Origin of the sequence: Empedobacter sp. UBA7620, from assembly GCF_002484185.1 — a bacterium.
Classification (GTDB): domain Bacteria; phylum Bacteroidota; class Bacteroidia; order Flavobacteriales; family Weeksellaceae; genus Empedobacter; species Empedobacter falsenii_C.
This window is the reverse complement of record NZ_DLJI01000030.1, coordinates 11,829-34,698: the sequence shown is the minus strand read 5'-3', so window position 1 is coordinate 34,698 and position 22,870 is coordinate 11,829. Positions and strand designations below refer to the sequence as shown.

The 22,870-nt window shown below is 30.5% G+C and carries 22 protein-coding genes; 15 read left to right on the top strand and 7 right to left on the bottom strand.

Annotated elements, in window-relative coordinates; all coding sequences use genetic code 11:
* The first annotated feature begins 80 nt into the window (after window positions 1-80).
* On the top strand, window positions 81-1,085 hold the full coding sequence (locus B2217_RS06345; protein ID WP_180904613.1) for a hypothetical protein: 1,005 nt from the start codon (window positions 81-83) through the stop codon (window positions 1,083-1,085).
* A gap of 67 nt (window positions 1,086-1,152) precedes the next feature.
* Here the strand turns inward: B2217_RS06345 and B2217_RS06340 are convergent, their stop codons facing one another.
* From B2217_RS06340 to B2217_RS06325, 4 genes are all read right to left on the bottom strand, one after another.
* Complete coding sequence (locus tag B2217_RS06340) at window positions 1,153-1,323, bottom strand: hypothetical protein (protein ID WP_180904612.1); 171 nt, start codon at window positions 1,321-1,323, stop codon at window positions 1,153-1,155.
* Between the two features lie 345 nt (window positions 1,324-1,668).
* The gene (locus B2217_RS06335) at window positions 1,669-2,748 is read right to left on the bottom strand and encodes a peptidylprolyl isomerase (RefSeq protein ID WP_244957946.1); all 1,080 of its coding nucleotides are present in this window, start codon (window positions 2,746-2,748) and stop codon (window positions 1,669-1,671) included.
* Between the two features lie 25 nt (window positions 2,749-2,773).
* Window positions 2,774-3,301 carry an FKBP-type peptidyl-prolyl cis-trans isomerase gene (locus B2217_RS06330; RefSeq protein WP_180904611.1) on the bottom strand — a complete coding sequence of 176 codons (528 nt, stop codon included), beginning with the start codon at window positions 3,299-3,301 and terminating at the stop codon, window positions 2,774-2,776.
* Window positions 3,301-4,326, bottom strand: a complete 1,026-nt coding sequence (locus B2217_RS06325) for a DHH family phosphoesterase (protein ID WP_180904610.1) — start codon at window positions 4,324-4,326, stop codon at window positions 3,301-3,303. The genes B2217_RS06330 and B2217_RS06325 overlap by 1 nt, the downstream gene beginning before the upstream one ends.
* A 230-nt stretch (window positions 4,327-4,556) precedes the next feature.
* Between B2217_RS06325 and B2217_RS06320 the strand changes: the two genes are divergently transcribed.
* Window positions 4,557-5,069 carry a hypothetical protein gene (locus tag B2217_RS06320; protein WP_180904609.1) on the top strand — a complete coding sequence of 171 codons (513 nt, stop codon included), beginning with the start codon at window positions 4,557-4,559 and terminating at the stop codon, window positions 5,067-5,069.
* 279 nt (window positions 5,070-5,348) lie between these two features.
* Here B2217_RS06320 and B2217_RS06315 read toward each other — a convergent pair whose 3' ends face one another.
* Both B2217_RS06315 and B2217_RS06310 read right to left on the bottom strand, forming a co-directional pair.
* Window positions 5,349-6,179: an ABC transporter permease gene (locus B2217_RS06315; protein WP_180904608.1), complete on the bottom strand. Its 831-nt coding sequence runs from the start codon at window positions 6,177-6,179 to the stop codon at window positions 5,349-5,351.
* A 1-nt stretch (window position 6,180) separates the two neighbouring features.
* Window positions 6,181-7,077: an ABC transporter ATP-binding protein gene (locus tag B2217_RS06310; protein ID WP_180904607.1), complete on the bottom strand. Its 897-nt coding sequence runs from the start codon at window positions 7,075-7,077 to the stop codon at window positions 6,181-6,183.
* Window positions 7,078-7,151: 74 nt separating this feature from the next.
* Between B2217_RS06310 and B2217_RS06305 the strand changes: the two genes are divergently transcribed.
* The 8 genes from B2217_RS06305 to B2217_RS06270 all read left to right on the top strand — a co-directional run bounded on the left by B2217_RS06305 (window position 7,152) and on the right by B2217_RS06270 (window position 14,573).
* A complete protein-coding gene (locus B2217_RS06305; protein WP_180904606.1) occupies window positions 7,152-8,036 on the top strand; it encodes a ChaN family lipoprotein in 885 nt (294 codons plus the stop codon).
* 83 nt (window positions 8,037-8,119) lie between these two features.
* Entirely contained in the window at window positions 8,120-9,490 is a 1,371-nt protein-coding gene (locus B2217_RS06300; RefSeq protein WP_180904605.1) for a Gfo/Idh/MocA family protein, read from the top strand.
* On the top strand, window positions 9,480-10,400 hold the full coding sequence (locus B2217_RS06295; RefSeq protein ID WP_180904604.1) for a nucleotidyltransferase family protein: 921 nt from the start codon (window positions 9,480-9,482) through the stop codon (window positions 10,398-10,400). Before B2217_RS06300 ends, B2217_RS06295 begins: the two co-directional genes overlap by 11 nt.
* A gap of 6 nt (window positions 10,401-10,406) precedes the next feature.
* Complete coding sequence (locus B2217_RS06290; protein WP_180904603.1) at window positions 10,407-11,438, top strand: phosphotransferase enzyme family protein; 1,032 nt, start codon at window positions 10,407-10,409, stop codon at window positions 11,436-11,438.
* Window positions 11,410-11,898, top strand: coding sequence for a GNAT family N-acetyltransferase (locus B2217_RS06285; protein WP_180904602.1), 489 nt, complete (start codon window positions 11,410-11,412; stop codon window positions 11,896-11,898). The genes B2217_RS06290 and B2217_RS06285 overlap by 29 nt, the downstream gene beginning before the upstream one ends.
* Window positions 11,895-12,992 carry a Nif3-like dinuclear metal center hexameric protein gene (locus B2217_RS06280; protein ID WP_414647361.1) on the top strand — a complete coding sequence of 366 codons (1,098 nt, stop codon included), beginning with the start codon at window positions 11,895-11,897 and terminating at the stop codon, window positions 12,990-12,992. Before B2217_RS06285 ends, B2217_RS06280 begins: the two co-directional genes overlap by 4 nt.
* Window positions 12,993-12,994: 2 nt before the next feature.
* Window positions 12,995-13,780, top strand: coding sequence for a zinc ribbon domain-containing protein (locus B2217_RS06275; RefSeq protein WP_115000894.1), 786 nt, complete (start codon window positions 12,995-12,997; stop codon window positions 13,778-13,780).
* A gap of 145 nt (window positions 13,781-13,925) precedes the next feature.
* Window positions 13,926-14,573, top strand: a complete 648-nt coding sequence (locus B2217_RS06270) for a hypothetical protein (RefSeq protein WP_291122210.1) — start codon at window positions 13,926-13,928, stop codon at window positions 14,571-14,573.
* A gap of 71 nt (window positions 14,574-14,644) precedes the next feature.
* Here the strand turns inward: B2217_RS06270 and B2217_RS06265 are convergent, their stop codons facing one another.
* Window positions 14,645-15,979, bottom strand: a complete 1,335-nt coding sequence (locus B2217_RS06265) for an NAD(P)/FAD-dependent oxidoreductase (protein WP_291122209.1) — start codon at window positions 15,977-15,979, stop codon at window positions 14,645-14,647.
* 298 nt (window positions 15,980-16,277) lie between these two features.
* On the opposite strand from B2217_RS06265, the gene B2217_RS06260 reads away from it, so the two are divergent.
* The 5 genes from B2217_RS06260 (at window position 16,278) to B2217_RS06240 (ending at window position 22,806) form a co-directional block, all read left to right on the top strand.
* Window positions 16,278-17,357 carry an NADH:flavin oxidoreductase/NADH oxidase gene (locus B2217_RS06260; protein WP_180904598.1) on the top strand — a complete coding sequence of 360 codons (1,080 nt, stop codon included), beginning with the start codon at window positions 16,278-16,280 and terminating at the stop codon, window positions 17,355-17,357.
* A gap of 3 nt (window positions 17,358-17,360) precedes the next feature.
* On the top strand, window positions 17,361-17,750 hold the full coding sequence (locus B2217_RS06255; RefSeq protein ID WP_180904597.1) for a VOC family protein: 390 nt from the start codon (window positions 17,361-17,363) through the stop codon (window positions 17,748-17,750).
* 8 nt (window positions 17,751-17,758) lie between these two features.
* Window positions 17,759-18,913: an MFS transporter gene (locus tag B2217_RS06250; RefSeq protein WP_038331221.1), complete on the top strand. Its 1,155-nt coding sequence runs from the start codon at window positions 17,759-17,761 to the stop codon at window positions 18,911-18,913.
* A 79-nt stretch (window positions 18,914-18,992) separates the two neighbouring features.
* Window positions 18,993-19,787 carry a LytR/AlgR family response regulator transcription factor gene (locus B2217_RS06245; protein ID WP_180904596.1) on the top strand — a complete coding sequence of 265 codons (795 nt, stop codon included), beginning with the start codon at window positions 18,993-18,995 and terminating at the stop codon, window positions 19,785-19,787.
* Window positions 19,774-22,806: a sensor histidine kinase gene (locus B2217_RS06240; RefSeq protein WP_180904595.1), complete on the top strand. Its 3,033-nt coding sequence runs from the start codon at window positions 19,774-19,776 to the stop codon at window positions 22,804-22,806. Before B2217_RS06245 ends, B2217_RS06240 begins: the two co-directional genes overlap by 14 nt.
* Window positions 22,807-22,870 lie beyond the last annotated feature (64 nt).

Here is a 22,870-nt window from a genome sequence, read left to right as displayed (position 1 = left end):
ATAAATTTTAAAATATCCGATTTTAAACACTTTTTGTAAATAAAATTCTTATTTTTGTGAGAAAGCTTAAAATATAACCTATGAATATTTTTACTAAACTATTTTTAACCACAACTGTTATGGCGAGTAGTTTTGTTGCTGCTCAACAAGATAGTATAAACATTACTAATTTACCAACAACGATTAATAAAGATTATTCTTTTGAAGGAATATGGAAAATTTCTAACGACGGAAATACATCTAACTATAAAATTTCTGGAGGAAAATTGACAAATTATTCAAACAAAACAAGTCAGACTTTATTTCTTGATTTATATTTTGCTCCATCAAAAACATCTGTAGATTTATATAATTTACCGAATAAAATCAATACAAATGCACAATTAGGGAATTTAGAAGGTAACGGAACTAGTTTCAATAATGTGATTGTAACATTCAAAGGATCTGATGTACAAGCCTTATCACAAGGAGATTATACACCAATTTTGTTATTGAAAGAAAAAGAATCTGGTTCTATTTTGAATTATAAAGTTTTGAGTAATAAAATTTCTTTAGAATCTAATAATATATTAATTGATAAAGTTGTAAAGAATGTAGAATTACCTCAGGTTACAAATGATAATACTTTAGCTTCTACAAAGAATATAGACGCTACTTTATCAGATATATACACACCTGTTGAGAGTTCTTTAGATATAGAAAATGCAAATAGAAAAGTAAAATTATCAGGCGTTTGGAAGTTAGAAATTGATTTTAATACTTTGATGGTTACCGTAGATGGAATCAATAATTCTATTCAAAATTTAGGGTCAAAACCAACAAATAAGTTAAAGTTATTGGTTTATTTTTCAAAACAAAATATTTCAGATGCAAAAGAAATAGATGGTTTTGAATTATTAAACTTCGATATATTTCCGATTTCTGGAAATACTAAGGCAGAAAAGCTAACTTTTACTTCTAACATTACAAAACTAGTACCTGCTGGAGAATATTATCCAATTTTAGTTCTTACAGAGAAAAATGATGAAGGTAATTATATTATAAAATCTACACTAGGGTTAGGTGAAAAATATATTTGGAAATAACTTATATGATTATTTTGAAAAAGGCTTAAAAATTAATTTTAAGCCTTTTTTATTATATTATTTCTCATTAAAGTTCCACATGAATATCTTTCGTAGTGGCTTCTTTTTGAGAAGTTTTATATTTTGTATCATAGTTCCAAATAATTTTATCTGAAATGATTTTTCTTTTAAGATTAGTTTCTGCATTATATTCAGAAAAGAATGATTTTGTAATCTTTGAACTTTTTCGCAATTTCATTCGCCAGATTTTCAACACCTTATTTATTTGTCAAAGTTCGATTACGTTATTATACCATCCAAAATAATGATGAATATCTTGTATAAAACTAGCTCTAACTTGATTAGTTTGCTTATCAGTCGCATTCCAAGTATGTGGAGTGAATTGTATTAAAATATTGAATTGTAATTATTTAAATTGTTTTTAAATTGTCTTTTCATGAAACACTAATAGGAGTTAAAGTTTACAATTTTTTCGTAGTAGCTGGTTGTAAATTGAGAATGGTAAAATAGTTATTTCAAAAATGTAGACAAAAAGAAAGCCACTCAATTTGAGTGGCTTTTCTACTTATTTTGAATAGATAAATTATTTATCTAAAACTTCCATATCAAAATATAAAGTTGCATTTGGTGGTACAACACCTCCAGCACCTCTTGATCCGTAACCTAATTCAGCAGGGATAATTAAGAAAACTTTAGAACCTCTGTTGAACATTGTTAATGCTTCCATCCAACCTTGGATTAATCCTGTTACACCAACTGTAGCATCTAATGGTTGATTGCGATCGTAAGAAGAATCTAATTTTTCACCATCGTTTAAACGTAAAGTATAATGTACTTGAATTGGATCTCCTTGAACTGGTTTTGCTCCGTTACCTTCTTCTAAAATTACATATTTTAATCCAGAAGGAGTTGATTGAGCTTTTGCTTCTAATTCTTTTTGACGAGCAATTTCTGCATCTTTTTCAGCTTTTGCTTTCGCTTCAGCTTCAGCTTGTTTTTTTGCGTGATTTGCTTTTGCAGCTTCAAATGCTTCAGCTCCGTTGTATTTAGCATATTTATCACCTTTACGAGCGATTTCTACTTTCTCAATTACAACTGGAACAACTGGTTTATCACTTGGCGTTTTTTCTACATTTGCAATAGAATCAACTACATCTAAACCTTCTACAACTTGTCCGAAAATAGTGTGACGTCCGTCTAACCATGGTGTAGGAACTTCTGTGATGAAGAATTGAGAACCGTTTGTAGCTGGTCCTGAATTTGCCATAGATAAAACACCTTTTTTATCGTGTTTTAAAGTTGGTTCAAACTCATCTTCGAAATCGTAACCAGGTCCACCTGTACCAATTCCGTCTGGATCTCCACCTTGAATCATGAAATCTTTGATCACACGGTGAAAAATGATTCCATCATAAAAAGGAACTCCTTTTGCTTTTGCTTTATTTTCTTTTGTACCTTCTGCTAATCCAACAAAGTTAGCAACCGTCATTGGCGCTTCTTCTTCGTATAATTTGATTGTCATTGCACCATGATTTGTTGTCATTTTTGCATACAATCCGTCTTCTAAACTTTTAAATTCTTCTTTACTCATCGATTTTGGAATTTTAACGCCACAACTAACAAGGGTAGTGATGACAGTTAAGATTAATAATATTTTTCTCATTTTAACTTTACAGTCTTTGTGTTTATTAGTGTTTTTTTATTTTCAAAACTTTTACATCCATAATAATAGGCGAGTCTGGCGCAATTTTTTGCGTATCGCCATAACCTCCATAAGCTAAAAACGAAGGTAACAATAATTTAGCAGTTTCACCTTCAGGAATTAATTGTAAACCAGCTTGTAAACCTCTCACAATATCAGCTTTTCCTAAAATTATTTTCTGAATTTTATTATCGTTAAACGAATATAAAATGTTGTTTTCGATATCAGTTACTTGATATTCAAATTCGATATAATCTCCATTATTAGCTGTTTGAGCTGTTCGTTGACCACTATTCGAAATCCAAAAACCCGAACTCGTTTTAACAAATTTTAGGTCAGATGTTTTCATATAATCATCAAACCATTGCAATTCTTCTTGATGCAATAATTTTCCACGCTCTTGCGAACGTTTCATAAAATCATCATTAGAATATGAAACGGGATATTGTATCACTTTTTGATCACAACTCATTAACGCAAAAACAGCGAAAGTGAATAAAATAACTTTTTTCATTAGATAACGATACTAGCTAATTTTTCTTGATATTCTGGTAAAAGTGATTGGAAATAAGCAATTGTTTCTTCCATATTCATATCCGAACGACCTCCAGCCGCATTCATATGACCACCGCCATTAAAATGTTTGCGAGAAAATTCATTCACATCAAAATCACCTTTAGAACGTAACGAAATTTTAATGAAATTATGATGTGTATCTTCAATAAAAATTACAGAAAAGATAAAATTCTCTACACTCAAACCATAATTTACAAAACCTTCTGTATCTCCTTTTTGAAAACCATTTGCTAATAAATCTTCGCGTTTTAAGAACATGAAAGCTGTACGATGTTCTGGTAAAAAAGTTAGATTATTTAGGGTTAATGATAACAATTTTAAACGTCCTTGCGTTTGCGAATCGTTAACATACGAAGTCACTTTGTCAACTTCTACACCTTTATCAATCAATTCTGCCACAATTCTGTGCGTATCTGCCGATGTATTACGAAAACGGAATCCACCTGTATCCGTCATTATTCCAGTATAAATACATTCAGCAATGCCTTTGTCAATTTTATCCAAATCATTCATCGCTTCGATAAAATTATAAACCATTTGACAAGTCGCTGGCATTTCGATATCCGAATACATAAAATCAAATGTATCTGGTTCGCGGTGATGATCGATTAATATTTTTGGCGCTTTCGAACGTTCAACCCAGTTTCCTAAGTCATCAATTCGTTTTACAGTATTAAAATCTAAGATAAAAATCAACTCAGCTTGATGTATAATTGCTTCGGCAACTTTTGGTCGGTAATCTGCAATTACAATATCTTTTGCTGAAGGCATCCATTTTAGGAACTTCGGAAAATCGTTTGGTGAAACAATGTTACACGTGTGTCCCAATTTATTCAAATAATGATACATCGCCAATGTAGAACCTATCGCATCTCCATCAGGATTTTTGTGCGGTAGAATTGCAATTTTCTTTGGTGTTGATTTTAAAAGAGTTTTTAACTCTTCGAAATTTGTCATTTGCATAGTTGCAAAGATAAACAAACAACTGATATTGTAAATTGCTTTGAAGAAGAAAACTGCAAAATTTAAATGAATTATTTATTTTCAATGTGCATATTTTGTTGATGAATTGTTATAATTCCGTTTTATGATTATTAAAAATAAAATCAGAATAATAAAAAAATGTAAAACAAATATTAATTCGATTATATTTGTTGATATAACTTATAATCAACTATATAATAAATCTAATTATGAAAAAGACTACTTTTTTAGCAATCCTATTAGGAGGGATTGCTTTTGGACAAGAGTTTTTACAACCATCAGATGCATTTTCGCATAAAGAAATTGTTTATTTAACATTAGCAGATGGTACAGAATTACAAGGAACTGTAGATGATATTGACCGAAAAAAAGGTTTGATAGAGGAAATTGTAATTAAAGATGGTAATAATAAAAAGATAAAACTGAAGCCCGAACAAGTTAAATCGATGTATTTGATGCCAACAAAGTTGAATAAACTTACAAAAATGTCAGAAGCATTACATGAAGTGAATAATTATGCAGATAAAAGATTGAATAATGCCTTGACTGGTCAAGGATATGTTTATTTTGAGAATGTTCCTGTTATGGTTAAGAAAAAAAGAACGAATATGTTAATGCAACTTCTAAATCCAGATTTCAGTTCTACAATCAAAGTATATCATGATCCTTATGCAGGTGAAACGACTTCTTTAGGTTTTGGAGGTATTAAAGTTGCTGGATGAATTGATAAATCTTATTATATTTCAAAAGATGGAGAAACAGCGTATAAAATAGAGAAGTCTGATTACAAAGACGCTTTTATTCCAATGTATCAGTCATGTCAAACGTTAGTAGATAAATATAAAAGTGATATTTCTTGGAGAGATTTAGAGAAACATGTATATGAATTTTCTACAATTTGTCAAGAAAAATAAATTTAAGCATTAACGATAAGATGAATTCATAAAAACAAGAAAACCTCCAAATTTGGAGGTTTTCTTGTTTTTATGAAACGTTATAATTTATAAATCTCTTTTCTTGATAATTAATAAGGATAAACCAAGAAATAAAATGATGTAGAAAACATTTGCAGCAAAATATTCCCATTGTAAATGATCCGCAACAAATAATTTTCCTTCCATAATCGCTTTTTGTATATCTACAGAAGGATAATCAACTATTTTTCCGTTTGAGTTTAGTGGTAAATAATTAGTTAAGATTTTAATTTCTTCAGGATTTTTTGGAGGATTTTTACCAAAACGCACTAAAAATTCAACAACTTTAGCAACAGATTCTATAATATTCAAAACAATTAAAGATAAAATCGCAAAAGCACTTTTCTTTAATAAAAATGATAAAAACATGGCGAAAACAATGTAAGCGAAGATTTCGACGAAATATCCACCTAAGAATTCAATTCCGTTTACAAAATCAAATTTTTCGCTAAAAATAGAACCTAATGCAAAAACTAAAACGCCAACTAAAAATGTAGAAATCAATGTTATCACAACGTTCATCAAAACTTTAGTGTTAAGAAACTCTGTTTTCGATAAACCATCAATTGTATTTTGTTTGAAAGTTCCGAAAGAATATTCGTTGGTAATATTATTAATGACAATAATAGCTAAAAAGAATTTTCCAAAACCAATTAACCACGTAATATTATGCCAAATTACAGGAAACTCTAATGCTCCCAATTTGATTAAATCAACTTCAATTCCATTCATATTTGGTTTGAAATTTGGCAACGTAATTCCCATTAACAGAATCATCACGAAGTATAAAATAATGAAAATTCGTGTTCCTTTGTTGTAGAATAATTTATTCCATTCTATGCTAAATAATCTTTTCATGTTAGTTCTGTTTTTGGATTAATTGGAAAAATTGTTGTTCTAAAGATTCTTTACGTTTTACCAAATGATTTACGATAATCCCTTGTTCATAAAGCATTTTGTTGATTTCTGCAGGATCTTTTTCTTCTGATAAAACAGCAAAAAGTTTGTTATTCTCTTTGGTAACTTTCGAAACGAATGAGAACGTTTTTAATGTATATTCCAAACTTTCCATATTTTGCGCAGCAACTTCAATGCTTCCAAAACTCGAATTCATTTGATCTACAGAACCCGCATAAAGCATTTTACCTTGATTAAGAACCACCACATGCGAACATACTTTTTCTACTTCGTCCAATAAATGGCTTGCTAAAATAATTGTTGTGCCTTGTTGTGCAATTTTAATAATCAATTCACGAATCTGAATAATTCCTTGCGGATCTAAACCATTTGTAGGTTCGTCTAAAATCAACACTTCAGGATCATTTAACAACGCAGCCGCAATAGCCAAACGTTGCTTCATTCCCAACGAATATTGTTGAAATTTATCTTTTTTACGAGAAAGTAATCCGACTAATTCAAGCTTTTCGTCAATTTTTGCGTAATTAACTTCTTTAATATCCGCAACAATTTCAAGATTTTTTTCTGCTGATAAATAAGGATAGAATTTTGGACTTTCGATAATTGCTCCAATTTTTTTCAACGAATCGTTATCTGGTTCCTTATCGAACCATTTCCATGAACCCGCTGTAGGATTGATCACATTAAGAATCATTCCTAATGTTGTCGATTTTCCACTTCCGTTTGGACCAAGTAATCCATAAACGTTTCCTTTTTCTACCGAAAAAGTGACATTGTTGACCGCTGTAAAACTGCCAAATTTTTTTGTAAGTTGATTAATTTCAAGAACTTTATTCATAGTAGTTGAATTTGTTTTCTTTATATGTAGAGTTTTTCGTTAATTTGTTACAATTTAGAATTAATTTAAATAACATGAGAACGATACTTTATACCTTATTAATTGTACTTACAATTCAGGCTAAAGCGCAAAACGGAAAAATTTATCAAATTTATAATCAACAAGAAAAGAAGGTTGATTTTGATAAAATGATTAAAGAATTAGCGAAATATGATGTGGTTTTATTTGGCGAACATCATAATAATGCAGTAAATCATTGGTTGCAATTGCAAACGACAAAAGAATTGTATAAGATAAAAGGAAATCAATTGATACTCGGAGCAGAAATGTTCGAGCGTCATCAACAAAATGATTTAACGAATTATTTGAAAGGTAAAACGACGGATGAAGAATTTCAAAAGAGTACAAAGCTTTGGAATAATTACAAAACAGATTATAAACCGCTTGTAGATTTTGCAAAAGAGAAGAATTTAGATTTTATAGCGACTAATGTAACGCGCAAATATGCTTCGTATGTTGCTAAGAATGGGCTTGAATCTTTGGATACTATTTCTAACAATGAGAAAGCTTATATTGCGAAACTTCCTATTACCATAGATTATGATGCGCCTGGTTATCCTGAAATGATAAGAATGATGGGAGATCACGCTGGAGTGAAGGCAAAACAGTTTGTTGCAGCACAAGCTACAAAGGATGCTACTATGTCAGAATCAATTTTGAATAATTTGAAGAAAAATAATCTATTTATTCATTACAATGGTGATTATCATTCTAAAAATTATGGCGGAATTTATTGGTATTTGAAATATTTTCGACCTGAGCTCAAAATCGCTGTAATTGAAATTCTAGAAAGTGAAGATTTAAATGAAAAATTATCTGCAATTAAATCAAAAAACGAAAATGTTACTACGACAGAATTTATTATAGTAATTCCTAAGGATTCGCCTAAAACCTACTAATTTTACTGATAAGCAGAAAGTTTTATTGATTTTTTTTCATATTTTGCATTTTTAAAAAATAAAGCAAACAATTAAATACAACTATGGACAGAAGAAATTTTATTAAATCGACTGCTGCAGCATCTACGGTAGCATTAGTATCACCAGATTCATTATTTGATTTTTCATCAAAAATTGATAAAGTGAGAGTAGGAATTGTTGGCTGTGGAATGAGAGGACAGGTACATTTAGATGAATTGTTAAAAAGAAATGATGTAGAAGTCGTTGGGATCGCTGAACCAGATCAACGAATGATTGATCGTTCGAACAAAATTTTTGCGAAATACAAGAAAAAACCTGTAGAGTATTTTAAAGGTTTAGATGGATATAAAAAATTATATAAGAATAAGAAAATTCATGCTGTAATTATAGCTACGCCATGGGAGTTTCATGCTGAGCAAACAATTGCAGCAATGAATGCTGGTAAAATTGTTGGTTTAGAAGTGTGTGGAGCAATGAATTTGCAAGAATGTTGGGATTACGTAGATACCTATGAAAAAACCAAAGTTCCTGTATTTATGATGGAGAATGTTTGTTACCGTCGCGATGTGATGGCTATAATGAATATGGTTCGTAAAGGAATGTTTGGTCAAATTGTTCATGGACAAGGTGGTTACCAACACGATTTAAGAAATGTATTATTCAATGATGGTAAACAACCTTATGGTGGTGGAGTTGAATTTGGAGACAAAGGTTTCTCTGAAGCTGCTTGGCGTACAAATCATTATGTAAAACGTAATGCAGAATTATATCCAACGCATGGTTTAGGACCAATTGGTACAATGATGGATGTTAACCGTGGAAATAGAATTACACACTTAACTTCTATGGCTTCTCAACAAGCAGGTTTAACTGATTATATCGTGAAGAATGGAGGTGCAGATCATCCAAATGCAAAGGTTAAATTTAAACAAGGAGATATTGTTCAAACAATGTTAAAATGTGAGAACGGAGAAACAATCCTATTAACACATGATACATCTTTACAGCGTCCATATAACTTAGGTTTCCGTATTCAAGGAACTGATGGTATTTGGCAAGATATCGGTTCTGGAGGATTTAGTCAAGGTTTCATTTATTTCGAAGATGAAATGAAACATTCTCACAAATGGGCGAGTTCAGAAGATCATTTAAAAACTTACGATCACCCATATTGGAAAAAATACGAAACTCAAGCAGAAGGAGCAGGACACGGAGGAATGGATTTCTTCTTAATGAATGATTTTATCGAGTGTATTAAAGCAAACAAAGAATTCCCATTCGATGTATACGATTTAGCAACTTGGTATGCAGTAACACCATTAAGTGAAAAATCTATCGAAGGAAATGGTGCTTCTCAAGAAATGCCAGATTTTACAAGAGGAAAATATAAAACAAGAAAACCAGTTTTTGGTACAGAAGATTATGGAATCTAAAACCTTATCATTAGTCATTTTAGCAGGTGGAATGGGAAGCCGCTACAAAGGACAAAAACAAATTGATCCAATTGGACCAAGTAAAGAAACGTTGATGGAATATTCAATTTTCGATGCTTTTTCTTGCGGAATAAAACATTTTGTATTCATTATTAATGATCAACTTGATGTTGAAACCAAAAAATATTTTCAAAATTTAATTGAAAAAAATGGAGGTTCAGCTGAGTTTGTTCTCCAAACAACGTATACTTCTGTTCCGAGAGGAATTTACGATACAATAGAAAAAAGAGAAAAACCTTGGGGAACGGGACATGCTTTAATGATTACAAAAAATCATTTAAATAATCCATTTATTGTGATTAATGCAGACGATTTTTATGGTCGTAAAGCATTTGAGAAAGCAAATGAATTGGTTCAAAACGAAAAAATTACAGCAAATACTTATGGTATGGTTGCGTACAAATTGGCCAATACGATTAGCGAAAATGGTTCTGTTTCTCGCGGAGTTTGTACAGTAACTAACGGTCATTTGGAGAATGTAGTAGAGCGTACAAATATCTATTCTAACGAGAATGGAGAAATTGTTTTCGAAGAAGATAATAACGTTTTACCATTAGATGGAGATACGACTGTATCGATGAATTTCTTCGTTTTACATCCTTCTATTTTTAGAAAATTAGAAGATAAATTTGAGGAATTTCTTCACGAAAATGCTTCTCAATTGAAAGCAGAATTTTTCTTGCCGAAAGTTGTAAATGATATGATCAAAGAAGATCAATTGGAAGTGATTGTAGAAAAATCGGATGACAATTGGTTCGGAATGACTTATCCAGAAGACAGAGAAGTTGTAGTAAATTCTATTCACAATTTAATCAATGATCAAAAATATCCAAATTCACTTTGGACATAAATTATAATGGAGAAAATATTAAAACATTATTTCGAAAATATAGATCAAGTTAGTATTAATCCAATCAGTTCTGGTTGGATTAATTCTACTTATGAAGTTGGGTACGAGGGAAAAAAATATATTTTACAAAAAATAAACACGCACGTTTTTCCTCAACCAGAAGTAATTTCTAACAATATTGACATCATTTCTCGTCATCTAAAATCAAAGGGGTATCAAAATTCGGTAATCGAAATTGTAAAAGATTTGCAAGGAAATTTATTAGCAAAAGAAGATGGAGAAATTTGGCGAATGACTTCTTTTATTCCAAATTCTATTTGTTTTGAGAAAGTGGAATCTGCGGAACAAGCGTATGAAGCGGCGAAAACAATTAGTGAATTTCATTCGTATTTGTTAGATGTTAATGTTGATGAAATTCATCCTTCGATTGTCGGGTTTTTAGATTATCATAAACGTGTAAATGATTTCAAAAATGCATTGAAAAATGCTTCAATAGAGCGTTTAGAAGAAACGAAAGAAGAAGTTGCTTATATTTTGGATAATCTATATCAAGTTGAAAAATACTTAGAAATAGATTTCCCAAAACGTGTCGTTCATGCTGATGCAAAAATTAGTAATTTCTTATTTAATAATGATAATCATTCGCAAGCAATTGCTGTGATAGACTGGGATACAATAATGCCAGGGAATATTTTGTGCGATTTTGGAGATATGATTCGTACATACGCAAATCTGAAAGCAGAAGACGATCCAAATGGAGAAAATGGTTTTTCGGCGGATTATTATTTGGCTGTCAAAAATGGTTTTCAAGAACACCTAAAAAATGTGTTAACGCCTGTCGAGCTTGATAATATGGATTTTGTTGCGTATATTGTGATTTATATTCAAGCGGTTAGATTTTTGGCAGATTATTTAGAAAACGATATTTATTATTCGATTTCTTATCCAAAACAAAATCTAAATCGTACGATTAATCAAATCAATTTATTAAAAGCATTAACAAAATTTCATGAAGAAAATTCGGTTCGAAAAATATAAACCTACAGATTTTAATAACTTTTTTAAACTTGTTCAGGACGACGAAGTGATGAAATACATTTCTGGCAAAGGTTTGAATGAAGAGCAAGCAAATCATAAATTCACTTCAATTTTAGAAAAAGGAGAAGTTGATGAAAATTTAGGTTTTTTCAAAGTTTATGATGAAAATGATAATCTTTTAGGTGATTGTAAATTGGTTTACAACAAACACATCGAAAATTCACTTGAAATAGGTTATTTATTGAAAAAAGAATTTTGGAGAAAAGGTTTTGGATCAATGATTTGTGAACATTTATTAGCAGAATCAAAAGAAAAATTTCCAGATTTGCAAGTAATGGCTGTTATCGATCCTGATAATGTTGCTTCGAGAAAGTTGTTAGAAAAGTTTAATTTTGAATCGTATTGGAAAGGCATCGAAAATGATTTGCCTACAGAAAAATTGCTTTTAAAAGAGAAATGATACGAGTAAAAGATGTCGCTTTGGCGATGGAAGAAATAGCGCCTTTGGCGTATGCAGAAGATTTTGACAATGTTGGATTGCTAGTTGGTGATTACAATGATGAGGTAACAGGAATCTTGGTAACGTTGGACACAACCCCAGAAGTTGTGGAAGAAGCGATTGAGAAAAATTGTAATTTGATTGTGAGTTTTCATCCAATTATTTTTTCTGGTTTAAAGAAATTTAACGGAAAAAATTATGTTGAAAAAGCAGTGATGACAGCAATCAAAAATGGAATTAATATTTATGCAACGCATACGGCTTTAGATAATTCGAAAGTTGGTGTTAATTTCAAAATTTCTGAACAATTATCTTTATTGAATACTAAAATTCTTATTCCAAAGTCTCAAACCATCAAACAATTGATAACTTATGTTCCAACAGAACATGCTGAGCAATTGAAATCTGCGTTGTATGAAGCGGGTGCAGGGAAAATTGGGAATTACGATTCGTGCGGTTTTGCGATAGAAGGCAAAGGAAATTTTCGACCAATTGATGGCGCAAATCCTTTTATTGGAGAAGTTGGTAAGCTGGAAACAGTAAACGAAACGCGAATAGAAGTTGTGGTTCCGCAACATTTGGAAGGTGATGTGATGAATGCTTTGTTCAAAAATCATCCGTACGAAGAAGTTGCATATTCTGTTATTTCGTTGAATAATCAAAACAATTATATTGGAATTGGAATGATTGGAGAGTTAGAAAATGAAATGGAAGAACTCGATTTTTTCAATTATCTAAAAACTCAAATGAATACACCCGTTATTCGTCATTCGAAATTATTAAACAAAAAAATAAAGAAGGTTGCTGTACTTGGAGGTTCTGGCGCATTTGGAATAAAAAATGCAATTTCGGCTGGAGCGGACATTTATATCACGGCAGATTTGAAATATCACGATTTTTTTACTGCTGAAAATAAGCTTGTTTTGGCAGATATTGGGCATTTTGAATCGGAACAGTTTACAAAAAACTTAATAACTTCGTATCTTAAAGAAAAATTTACTAATTTTGTGGTCTTTAATTCTGGAATTAATACCAATCCTGTTAATTATTGTTAACTATGTCTGAAACAAAAAATATCAAAGAACTAAGCGTAGAAGAAAAACTTCGCGCGTTATACGACTTGCAATTAATTGATTCACGTTTAGATGAAATCAGAAACACAAGAGGTGAATTACCTTTAGAAGTTGAAGATTTGAGCGACGATGTTGCACAATTAGAAACGAGAATCCAAAAAATAGTTGACGAAACTAAAGGTTTGGATGAAGAAATTAAATTGAAGAAAGAAGCAATCAAAAATGCTGAAGCTTTAATTAAAAAATACACGAAACAACAAGATAACGTACGAAATAACAGAGAATTTGATGCTTTAGCTAAAGAAGTTGAGTATCAAGGTTTGGAAATTGAGTTATCTGAAAAACGTATTCGCGAGTTTACAGTTAAAATTTCTCAAAAAAATGCACAAGTTGAAGAATTTAATGCAAAATTAAATTCAATGAAAGAGCATTTATCTCACAAACAAGCTGAGTTGGATACAATTGTAAAAGATACAGAAAAAGAAGAAAGTAATTTATTGAAATTATCTTCTGAATATTCTGCTAAAATCGAACAAAGATTATTAGACGCTTACAGCCGTATCAGAAATTCTGTGAAAAATGGTTTAGCTGTTGTTCCTGTACAACGTGGAGCTTCTGCGGGATCTTTCTTTACAATTCCACCACAAAGACAAATGGATATCGCTCAACGTAAAAAAATTATCGCTGACGAACATTCAGGACGTATCTTAGTTGATTTGGAATTAGCTTTAGAAGAGCAAGAAAAAATGGAAATCATTATCAAAGGATAATTTTCTTTGTTAAAAAATATTTTATTTAATATCAAAGTGTTACACGATTGTGTAACACTTTTTTTATGCTAAAACTAGTTGTTGTTATTTTTTAGCACGCTATTTGTAATACTGGCAATATAATTAGTTTGAAAATTTAGAAATTATGAAAAAAATTATATTTTTAGCAATGTTAGCTGTCTCGTCTATCTCATTAACATCTTGTGTGAATAATGATGATGGCTATTATGAACCTGAAATTGTTAATGTTGGACAAATCAATTATGATGGTGTATCATTTCCGCTTCGAAATGCAGTTGTAGCTGATATTGAAAAAGCAGATGGAGGATATTATTATAGTGTAGAGTTATCGACGAATCCGGTTCCTAAAAATGGAAAATTATATGGCTCTTATTTGTATTTAGAAATCTTTCAAAGAGGTGATTTAAATTTTAATGGAACTTACGTAACAGAAAATAATGATAGAGGATTGGATTATATCGAATATTACGAAGATCCTATTATGCAAAATTATGTACCAGTTCTTAATTCAGGAACATTTGCATTATTAGATACAGATTTCTCTTCAGGATCTATTAACTTAAAAAATTATTTTGATCCTTATAACAGAAGTTTATTGTCTACAAACTTTGCTTTGAGAGTTTCGAATGGTAAAACATTGACGGGTGATTTTGACGGATTGTTTGATTTCATTCAATTATACAACAAATCTGCAAAAGGTGCTGTAAATGCAAAATCAGCAACAACAGAAAGAGTAAAAACAGGAGTGAGAAGACCTTCTGCAAGAAAATAAAATTTCAATTTATAGATAAAAAAAACTCCGCTAAATTTTTAGCGGTGTTTTTTATTGATATACTTTTTTGATTAAGCTTCTACTTCTTTATCACGATTCTTTGGGAAACGGCGATAACCTTTCAAATTAAATCTAAAATCTTTTTTCGTTGGACGAACAATAATACGTAATGATGAATCATTTGTAAAATAATTTTGAGCCCAATTGAAGAAAATTGCCAGTTTGTTGCGAACGGTCAAGATTAACATTAAGTGTAAGAACATCCATGTAAACCATGCTAAACGCCCAGAGAAAGAGAATTTAGGTAAGTCAACAACAGCTTTATGTTTTCCTATTGTAGCCATAGAGCCTGGATCTTGATATTCAAATAAAGCTAATTTATCTTCCGATAAACCTTGTCCAATTTTATTGAAATTTTTGGCTAAATTCATAGCTTGATCCCCAGCAACGCGTGCTAATTGAGGATGTCCATGAGGGTATTTAGGTGTTTCCATACAAGAAATATCACCAATAGCATATATGTTATCAGTTCCAATAATTTTACTTGTACGATCTACCTTAAAACGGTTACCTCTTTGTAACTCTTCCTGAGAAACAGCTCCTTCAGGAATGTTTCCTGTAACACCAGCAGACCAAATTAAATTTTTTGTTTTGATTGTGCGTCCGTCAGCTAAGGAAATAGTTTTTCCATCATAATCTGTAACTCGTCCTTCTGTCCAAATATGCACTCCCATATTTGTCAAATATTCGTGAGACTTTTTATGAGCTAAATCAGACATAGGTCCTAATAAATTAGGACTTCCTTCAATCAAATAAATATTCAATTTAGAGAAATCTAAATCTGGATAATCTTTTGGTAGAATGTGTTTTTTCATGTGTGCAATTGCACCAGAAAGTTCTACTCCAGTTGGTCCTCCACCAACAACAACAATGTTTAAAATTTCTTCTAATTCTTCTTCTGACTCAGCAGAATAAGCACTTTCAAAATTTGTTAACAATCTGTTTTTTAGCGTTAAAGCTTCGTTTGTGGATTTCATTGGGAATGATAATTCCTCAATTTGTTTATTACCAAAGAAATTTGTGGTACATCCCATGGCAATAACCAAATAATCGTAAGAAAAATCTCCGATTGTGGTTTCAACAATATTAGCTTCTTTTTTTATTGCTGTTACTTCAGCTAATCGTACGCTGACATTTTTACTTCCTTGAAATACTTTTCGTATTGGAAATGAAATATCACTAGCGTTAATTCCTGCTGTAGCAACCTGATAAAAAAGAGGTTGAAATTGATGATAGTTATAACGGTCAATAAGTGTAACAGAAAAGTGTGGGTTATTATTTAATTTACGGGCTAATTTAAGTCCGGCAAATCCAGCACCTAAAATGACAATCTTTTTCTTTTCCAAAATTCACTTTTTTGTAAAATTACGAACAAACTAAGAAACAATGAAAGATTTATTAAAAATTATTCTGAACCTTAGATATTTACTATGATATCGGATTGATTATTAGATTTTTTTAAATTCATGTTTTTTGTCAGTTTTAAATAAATTGTTAAAATTATTTGTGATTTTACGTGTTTTCAAGCTTTTTTAATTTTTATGAAAGATTAAAATTTAAACAATTTTTAAGCTGAATCATTTTAAGAAATCAATCAAATTCACGAATTTTATTCCAAATTAATCAAGTCAAAAAAAACAAGTAATGAGCAAATTATTTGAATCAATCAATATAAATGAATCTATTTCATTAAAAAATAGAATTATTATGTCGCCAATGTGCCAATATTCTTCGGAAGATGGTTTTCCAAATGATTGGCATTTTCAGCATTATGTTTCGCGTGCTGTGGGCAATGTTTCGGCAATTATACAAGAAGCAACAGCAGTTGTTGCAGAAGGTCGAATTTCGTATGGTGATTTAGGAATTTGGAAAGATGAACATATCGAAGCGTATCAAAAATTAACTTCCGAAATCAAAAAATACAATTGCGTTCCTGGGATTCAGTTAGCGCATGCAGGAAGAAAAGCAAGTACAGAAAAACCTTGGTTGGGACACAATCAAATAAAATCTGACGAAAAAAATGGCTGGAAAACAGTTTCGAGTTCTAATTTACCTTTTAATGAATCGGATGAAATTCCACATCAATTAACAATTTCTGAAATTAAAGATGTTGTAAAAGAATGGGGAAAAGCAACGGATCGTGCTATAAAAGCTGGTTTTGAAATTTTAGAAATTCATGGTGCGCATGGTTATTTGGTTCATCAATTTCTTTCGCCTTTAATCAATAATAGAACAGATGAATATGGTGGAAGTTTCGAGAATAGAATTCGTTTTGTGTTGGAAATTGTTGAAGAAATGCAAAAATATATTACAACTCAATCACTTTGGATTCGTTTGTCAGCTTCGGATTGGGCAGAAAATGGTTGGAATTTAGATGAAACAATTGAATTGTGTAAAATATTAAAACAAAATGGAGTAGAAGTGATTGATGTTTCGTCTGGAGGTGGAGTGAGTCATCAAAAAATTGATGTCAAAAAAAATTATCAAGTCCCATTCGCAAATGAAATTAAAAATCAAGTTGAAATAATTACTGGAGCTGTTGGATTAATTTTTGAACCAAAACAAGCCGAAGAAATTCTTCAAAATAATGAAGCTGATTTAATATTTTTAGGAAGAGAATTATTACGTGATCCATATTTTGCATTGTGTGCTGCAAAAGAGTTAGAAGAAGATATTAAGTGGTTGCCACAATATGAAAGAGCAAAAAATAATCATTACGCATAAACCATGTTAGCATTAAAAAAAATCCATCATATTGCAATTATTTGTTCAGATTATCAAAAATCAAAACATTTTTACACAGAAATTTTAGGTTTCGAAATTGTGCAAGAAGTTTATAGAAAAGAACGTGATTCTTATAAATTAGATTTAGCTTTGCAAAATTATTACTGCATCGAATTATTTTCTTTTCCTAATCCCCCAAAACGTGTTTCTCGACCAGAAGCTTCTGGATTGAGACATATTGCTTTTGCTGTGGGAAATATAGAAAATGAAGTAGAAAAACTAACGCAGTTGAATGTAACGGTAGAGCCAATTCGTGTGGATGAATACACGCAAAAGAAGTTCACTTTTTTTGAAGATCCCGATGGTTTGCCGATAGAATTATACGAAGAATAGAAGAATAAATGGTAAAAAAGAGTTTACTTGCCTTAGCAATGGGAGGTTTAGCCATCGGAATGACGGAATTTTCGATGATGGGAGTTTTAGAAGATTTTGCAAAAGATTTGAATATTTCAATTCCAACAGCAGGGAATTTTATATCAATGTACGCAATGGGCGTAATGGTTGGAGCTCCAACATTGATTATGGCTACAAGTAAATATTCGCCAAAAAAAGTATTGATCTTTTTTATGTTATTGTTTACTATTTTTAACTCACTTTTTGTTATTGCACCAAGTTACAATACCTTATTAATTGCTCGTTTTATGTCTGGTTTGCCTCACGGAGCGTTTTTTGGAGTAGGATCTGTTGTGGCAGCACAATTAGCAACAAAAGGAAAAGAAGCGCAAGCTATTTCGATTATGTTTGCAGGATTAACGTTTGCGAATTTGGTCGGTGTTCCATTAGGAACAAAATTAGGACAAGTTTTTTCGTGGCGATTAACATTTGGGATTATTGCAAGTTTAGGATTAATCACGATGTTAGCGATTTCTCTTTGGGTTCCGAATCTTAAAAATACAAACAAAGGAAGTTTAGTAGAACAATTAAGTTTTTTCAAAAAATGGGAAGCTTGGGTATTAATTGTGATGATTTCTATTGGAACTTCAGGATTATTTGCGTGGATAAGTTACATTTCTCCATTAATGACAAATGTGGCAGATTTACCTAAAACAAAAGTTCCAATAATTATGACTTTGATTGGTTTAGGAATGTTTGTCGGTAATTTTATAGGTGGAAAATTGGCAGATACCATGTCACCAAATAAAGCTGCAATCATCTCTTTTGCGTCGATGGCGGTTTGTTTAGTGATTGTTTATTTCACTTCTCATATACAAATAATGGCTTATATCATGTCGTTTATTACAGGATTAATTGCGTTTACAATTGGTTCCCCAATTCAAATGATGTTGATTAATAATGGAAAAGGATCTGAAACTTTAGCCGCAGCGGCTGGTCAAGCAAGTTTTAATATCGGAAATGCTTTAGGTGCATTTTTAGGAGGAATTCCGATTGCAATGGGATTAGGATTTAATTCACAATTGTGGGTTGGCTTTATTATGGCTTCGGTCGGATCAATAATTGCAGCAATCTTTTTACAATTAAAATCGAAAAGAGTTTAAAAATATTACTTCAATCATAATCAAAGGATGTTCTACGGAGCATCCTTTTTTAGTTTATATTTGTACAAATTAAACTCAAATGAATCATTACAAAGCTCTTATTATAGACGATGAACACTTTGCTCAACAAGGGTTAAAGAAAATTATTCAACATGCTTTGCCAGATTTTTTTGTTTCCATTGATACTGCGAATTCTGTAAAAGAAGGTGTTGAAAAAATTAAGGAAAATCAACCAGATATAGTTTTTTTGGATATTCAGATGCCAGAGGAATTTGGGTTTAAATTATTTGATTATTTTGATGATATTACGTTTGATGTCATTTTTACAACAGCTCATTCAGACTATATTTTAGAAGCCGTAAATCAATGGGGATGTTTGGGATATTTGATGAAACCTATTTCAATTTCTGACCTTAAAGTATTATTGAATCGTTTTGTAGAACGTCAAAATCAAACAAAAACCTCGAAAGAGATTATCAATATTGCAGATGATTTTGAAGATGAGGTAGAAACTGATAATCTGAAAGATGTTTTCAAAAATGAACATGGAATTATTTTTATTCCATCTATAACAGAGGTTTTGGTACTGAAAATTGAAGATATTATTTACTGCAAAGCGGATGATAGTTATTGTACAATTTTTACCGAAAAAGAGGCGTACATGGTAACTAAAACGCTGAAAGAGGTAGAAAACTTGATTGATCAAACCAATTTTTTTCGTGTTAATAGATCATATTTAGTCAATATTAATTTTGCTAAAAAATTTGATAAACGAAACAATTTATTGATTCTTAATTGTCATCCAAAAGACGGCGAATCAAATCTGCCTGTGACTTCTTTGGGGTATAAAATTTTATCGAATGTGGTTGCGTAACTTCATTTTTTTACTTCTTTTATTTCTTTGCTCTCATCAACTTTCTGCGCAATATGTTTTGACAAAACAATACACGTACGAAAATGGTTTGCCTGCCAATGAGATTTTGAGTGTCTACAAAGATTCTCGAAAAATTTTATGGGTTGGAACTCGTTTTGGCGTGTTTGTGAAAGACATGGATAATTTCAAAATGATGAAACGCTTCGAGAAAGTACAATACAATAATGTTTGGACAATAATAGAAGATAGACAGCATAATGTTTGGTTTGGAAGTTATGGACAAGGAATATTGAAATTTACAGGTCAACGTTTTGAACAAATTAATACAGCGAAAGGGTTGGTTTCGGATCGCGTTCGAAATTTATTTTATTTAGATGATTTAATATATGTTGCTGCGCAAGGAGGCGTTTCGATTATTGATACAAAATCAAAGAAAATTTACAATCCTTCTTTCGAAAAAAATAACAATATTGTGTTCGAAGCGGTGTCTTTTTTCGAATATCAAAATAAAGTTTATGTTGCAACAATCGATCATGGTGTTTATGAAGTTCATCGTGATAAGTTGAAGTTGGTCAATCCTTTCAATCGAATTAATTATAGTTTTTTGTATAATAATGATTTGTATTTGTCATCGTCTAAAGGTCTTAATGTTATTCCGATAAACGATTTCTTGAATAAAAAATTGAATTTTAAAACGTATGATTTTCCAGTTTTTAGAAATCACAACATTTCAGATAAACGTCATTCTCTTTTATTAGCTGGTTACGAAACGGGTGCGGGAAATGGTATGGTTGCGGAGTTAAAGAATAATAAAATAACAGATCAAACAGAAAATTTTAAAATCACTTCGGATTATCCATATCGAGTTTTTAGTAGTAAAACGGATGATTTAATTTATGTAGGAAGTGCTGATAAAGGACTTTTTGAAGTTCATTTTAATCATTTTTTAGATTTTTCTACGATTGATAATAAAAAAGTCATTGAAATTCTAAAAGTTGAAAATACACAATATTTTTTAACGCCAGAAGGTCTTTATTTTCAGGAGAACAATGTATTTAATAAGCAGATAAAGAGAGATGCTTTTTATCAATATATGCTTCGAAATAAGTCAAAATTCAAAGATTTTTTAAGTCAATCGAATAAAGATTTTTATGAAATAGATTTTGATTTGAAAGAAAAAAACCTTCGTTTTTATAAAATGATTATCCGTCACAATTCATTCATTATAGCAACTAATTTAGGACTTTTCGAGTTAGATTTTAATGGAGAATTCAAAGATTATTTACCTAATCGAACAAGTCAATTTACGTATTTTAATAATCAATTTATTCAGACAAATCCTTTTGGTGGAATTTTAGTTTTTGATGATTTGAATAACCTAAAATATCACTCATATTCTGCTGCACAAGCCAATGTACCGAAAGATGTTGTTTCGATTTGTCAAAATAAAAAAGCTGTATTTTTTGGATCTTCTTTAGATGGATTATTCAAGTATGAAAATGAAAATTTTATTTCGTATTTGCAAAATAATCAGTTTAAAGAATCTAAAATTAAAATGATAAAATGCGTTGGAGATAATCAGTTGTTGGTTGCAACAGAATTTGCGAAAGTTTATATTTTAGAGATAAAAGGAGATGAATTAATCACAAAAAAAGTAATTAATATTCGTGAAATTGGTGGAGAAAATATTAGTTCAATTGACATTTTTGGGAACTCAATTTTAATCGGAACCAATCGTAATTTACTCGTTTTCAATAATGGTAAAACATATATGATTGGCAATGAACAAGGTTTTGTGAATAAGGATATACATTCTTCTATTTTTGACGGAAAAACGGCTACAATTGGTGTTGAAAATGGATATTATAAGTTAAATCTTGAGAATTTATTAAAGCAAAAAAATCAGTCGAAAGAGATTATTATTACAAGTTTTAAAATTAATGATGAATCTTTTGGGATAGATAAATTTATGTGGTTTGATTTGATTGATAAAGATTTGAATTTAAAAAATAATGAGAACAATATTACACTAAATTTTGCTGTGGTTGATGCAAATTTCGCTCAAAGTTATAAGTACAGATATCGTGTAAATCCTGATGAAAAGTGGAACGAGTATTTTTATAACCCATCTATTTATTTGCGGAATATACCATATGGTAAATATCGTATTCAATTAGAAATAACAGATACAAGCAACGGACAAAAACAAATTATTGATTTGGTTTCGTTGAATGTTGACGAACCTTTTTACTTGAACATTTATTTTATTTTGTTGTCAGTCTTAACTTTAGGATTAATTATTTATCGTTATAATACAAATAAAATCAAGACGTTAAATAAATTTAATCAATTAAAAATTAGTCAATTAAATGAGAAAAATACACAAGAAAATCAACGTTTGCAATTAGAGCGACAATTAACCGAAACGAAGTTAACAGCCTTACAATCGCAAATGAATCCGCATTTTATTTTCAATGTGTTGAATTCTATTCAGTTTTATATTTTGGATAATGATATTGATAATGCGTTAAATTCGTTGGGACGTTTTTCTCACTTGATTCGTCAGATGTTAAATCTTTCAACAAAAGATGAAATTAGTTTGAAAGACGAAATTGATTTCTTGAAATTATATGTTGAAGTTGAGAATTTTAGATGGAAAAATAAAATAGAATTTGATGTTCAAATTGATAGCCAATTGGATATTTATCGTATCAAAATTCCGCCAATGTTGATTCAGCCAATTATCGAAAATTCTTTTGTTCACGCATTTGATCAAAATCATTTACAACCGATTATCAAATTGATTATTAGATTAAAAAGTGATTATTTAGAAATAATTATTGAAGATAATGGAAAGGGAAATACAACACAAATTACGCAAAATAAAACTCACGATTCGAAAGCACTTAAAATAATTAATGAGCGTTTACGATTGCTTAATCATAATATTGAAGAAAATATTTTTATAGATTTTCATGAAAAAGGAACAAAAGTTCGAATGATTTTGAAAGTTGATTAAAATTTCACCTGAATAAATTTACAATTCACCTTGCTGAAACGTGAATTAACGAAATCTAAACTCT

Bases quoted from the DNA above. Each gene is read 5' to 3' on its own strand.
- B2217_RS06345 (WP_180904613.1), top strand. From the start codon at position 81: ATGAATATTTTTACTAAACTATTTTTAACCACAACTGTTATGGCGAGT.
- B2217_RS06340 (WP_180904612.1), bottom strand. From the start codon at position 1,323: ATGAAATTGCGAAAAAGTTCAAAGATTACAAAATCATTCTTTTCTGAA.
- B2217_RS06335 (WP_244957946.1), bottom strand. From the start codon at position 2,748: ATGAGAAAAATATTATTAATCTTAACTGTCATCACTACCCTTGTTAGT.
- B2217_RS06330 (WP_180904611.1), bottom strand. From the start codon at position 3,301: ATGAAAAAAGTTATTTTATTCACTTTCGCTGTTTTTGCGTTAATGAGT.
- B2217_RS06325 (WP_180904610.1), bottom strand. From the start codon at position 4,326: ATGCAAATGACAAATTTCGAAGAGTTAAAAACTCTTTTAAAATCAACA.
- B2217_RS06320 (WP_180904609.1), top strand. From the start codon at position 4,557: ATGAAAAAGACTACTTTTTTAGCAATCCTATTAGGAGGGATTGCTTTT.
- B2217_RS06315 (WP_180904608.1), bottom strand. From the start codon at position 6,179: ATGAAAAGATTATTTAGCATAGAATGGAATAAATTATTCTACAACAAA.
- B2217_RS06310 (WP_180904607.1), bottom strand. From the start codon at position 7,077: ATGAATAAAGTTCTTGAAATTAATCAACTTACAAAAAAATTTGGCAGT.
- B2217_RS06305 (WP_180904606.1), top strand. From the start codon at position 7,152: ATGAGAACGATACTTTATACCTTATTAATTGTACTTACAATTCAGGCT.
- B2217_RS06300 (WP_180904605.1), top strand. From the start codon at position 8,120: ATGGACAGAAGAAATTTTATTAAATCGACTGCTGCAGCATCTACGGTA.
- B2217_RS06295 (WP_180904604.1), top strand. From the start codon at position 9,480: ATGGAATCTAAAACCTTATCATTAGTCATTTTAGCAGGTGGAATGGGA.
- B2217_RS06290 (WP_180904603.1), top strand. From the start codon at position 10,407: ATGGAGAAAATATTAAAACATTATTTCGAAAATATAGATCAAGTTAGT.
- B2217_RS06285 (WP_180904602.1), top strand. From the start codon at position 11,410: ATGAAGAAAATTCGGTTCGAAAAATATAAACCTACAGATTTTAATAAC.
- B2217_RS06280 (WP_414647361.1), top strand. From the start codon at position 11,895: ATGATACGAGTAAAAGATGTCGCTTTGGCGATGGAAGAAATAGCGCCT.
- B2217_RS06275 (WP_115000894.1), top strand. From the start codon at position 12,995: ATGTCTGAAACAAAAAATATCAAAGAACTAAGCGTAGAAGAAAAACTT.
- B2217_RS06270 (WP_291122210.1), top strand. From the start codon at position 13,926: ATGAAAAAAATTATATTTTTAGCAATGTTAGCTGTCTCGTCTATCTCA.
- B2217_RS06260 (WP_180904598.1), top strand. From the start codon at position 16,278: ATGAGCAAATTATTTGAATCAATCAATATAAATGAATCTATTTCATTA.
- B2217_RS06255 (WP_180904597.1), top strand. From the start codon at position 17,361: ATGTTAGCATTAAAAAAAATCCATCATATTGCAATTATTTGTTCAGAT.
- B2217_RS06250 (WP_038331221.1), top strand. From the start codon at position 17,759: ATGGTAAAAAAGAGTTTACTTGCCTTAGCAATGGGAGGTTTAGCCATC.
- B2217_RS06245 (WP_180904596.1), top strand. From the start codon at position 18,993: ATGAATCATTACAAAGCTCTTATTATAGACGATGAACACTTTGCTCAA.
- B2217_RS06240 (WP_180904595.1), top strand. From the start codon at position 19,774: ATGTGGTTGCGTAACTTCATTTTTTTACTTCTTTTATTTCTTTGCTCT.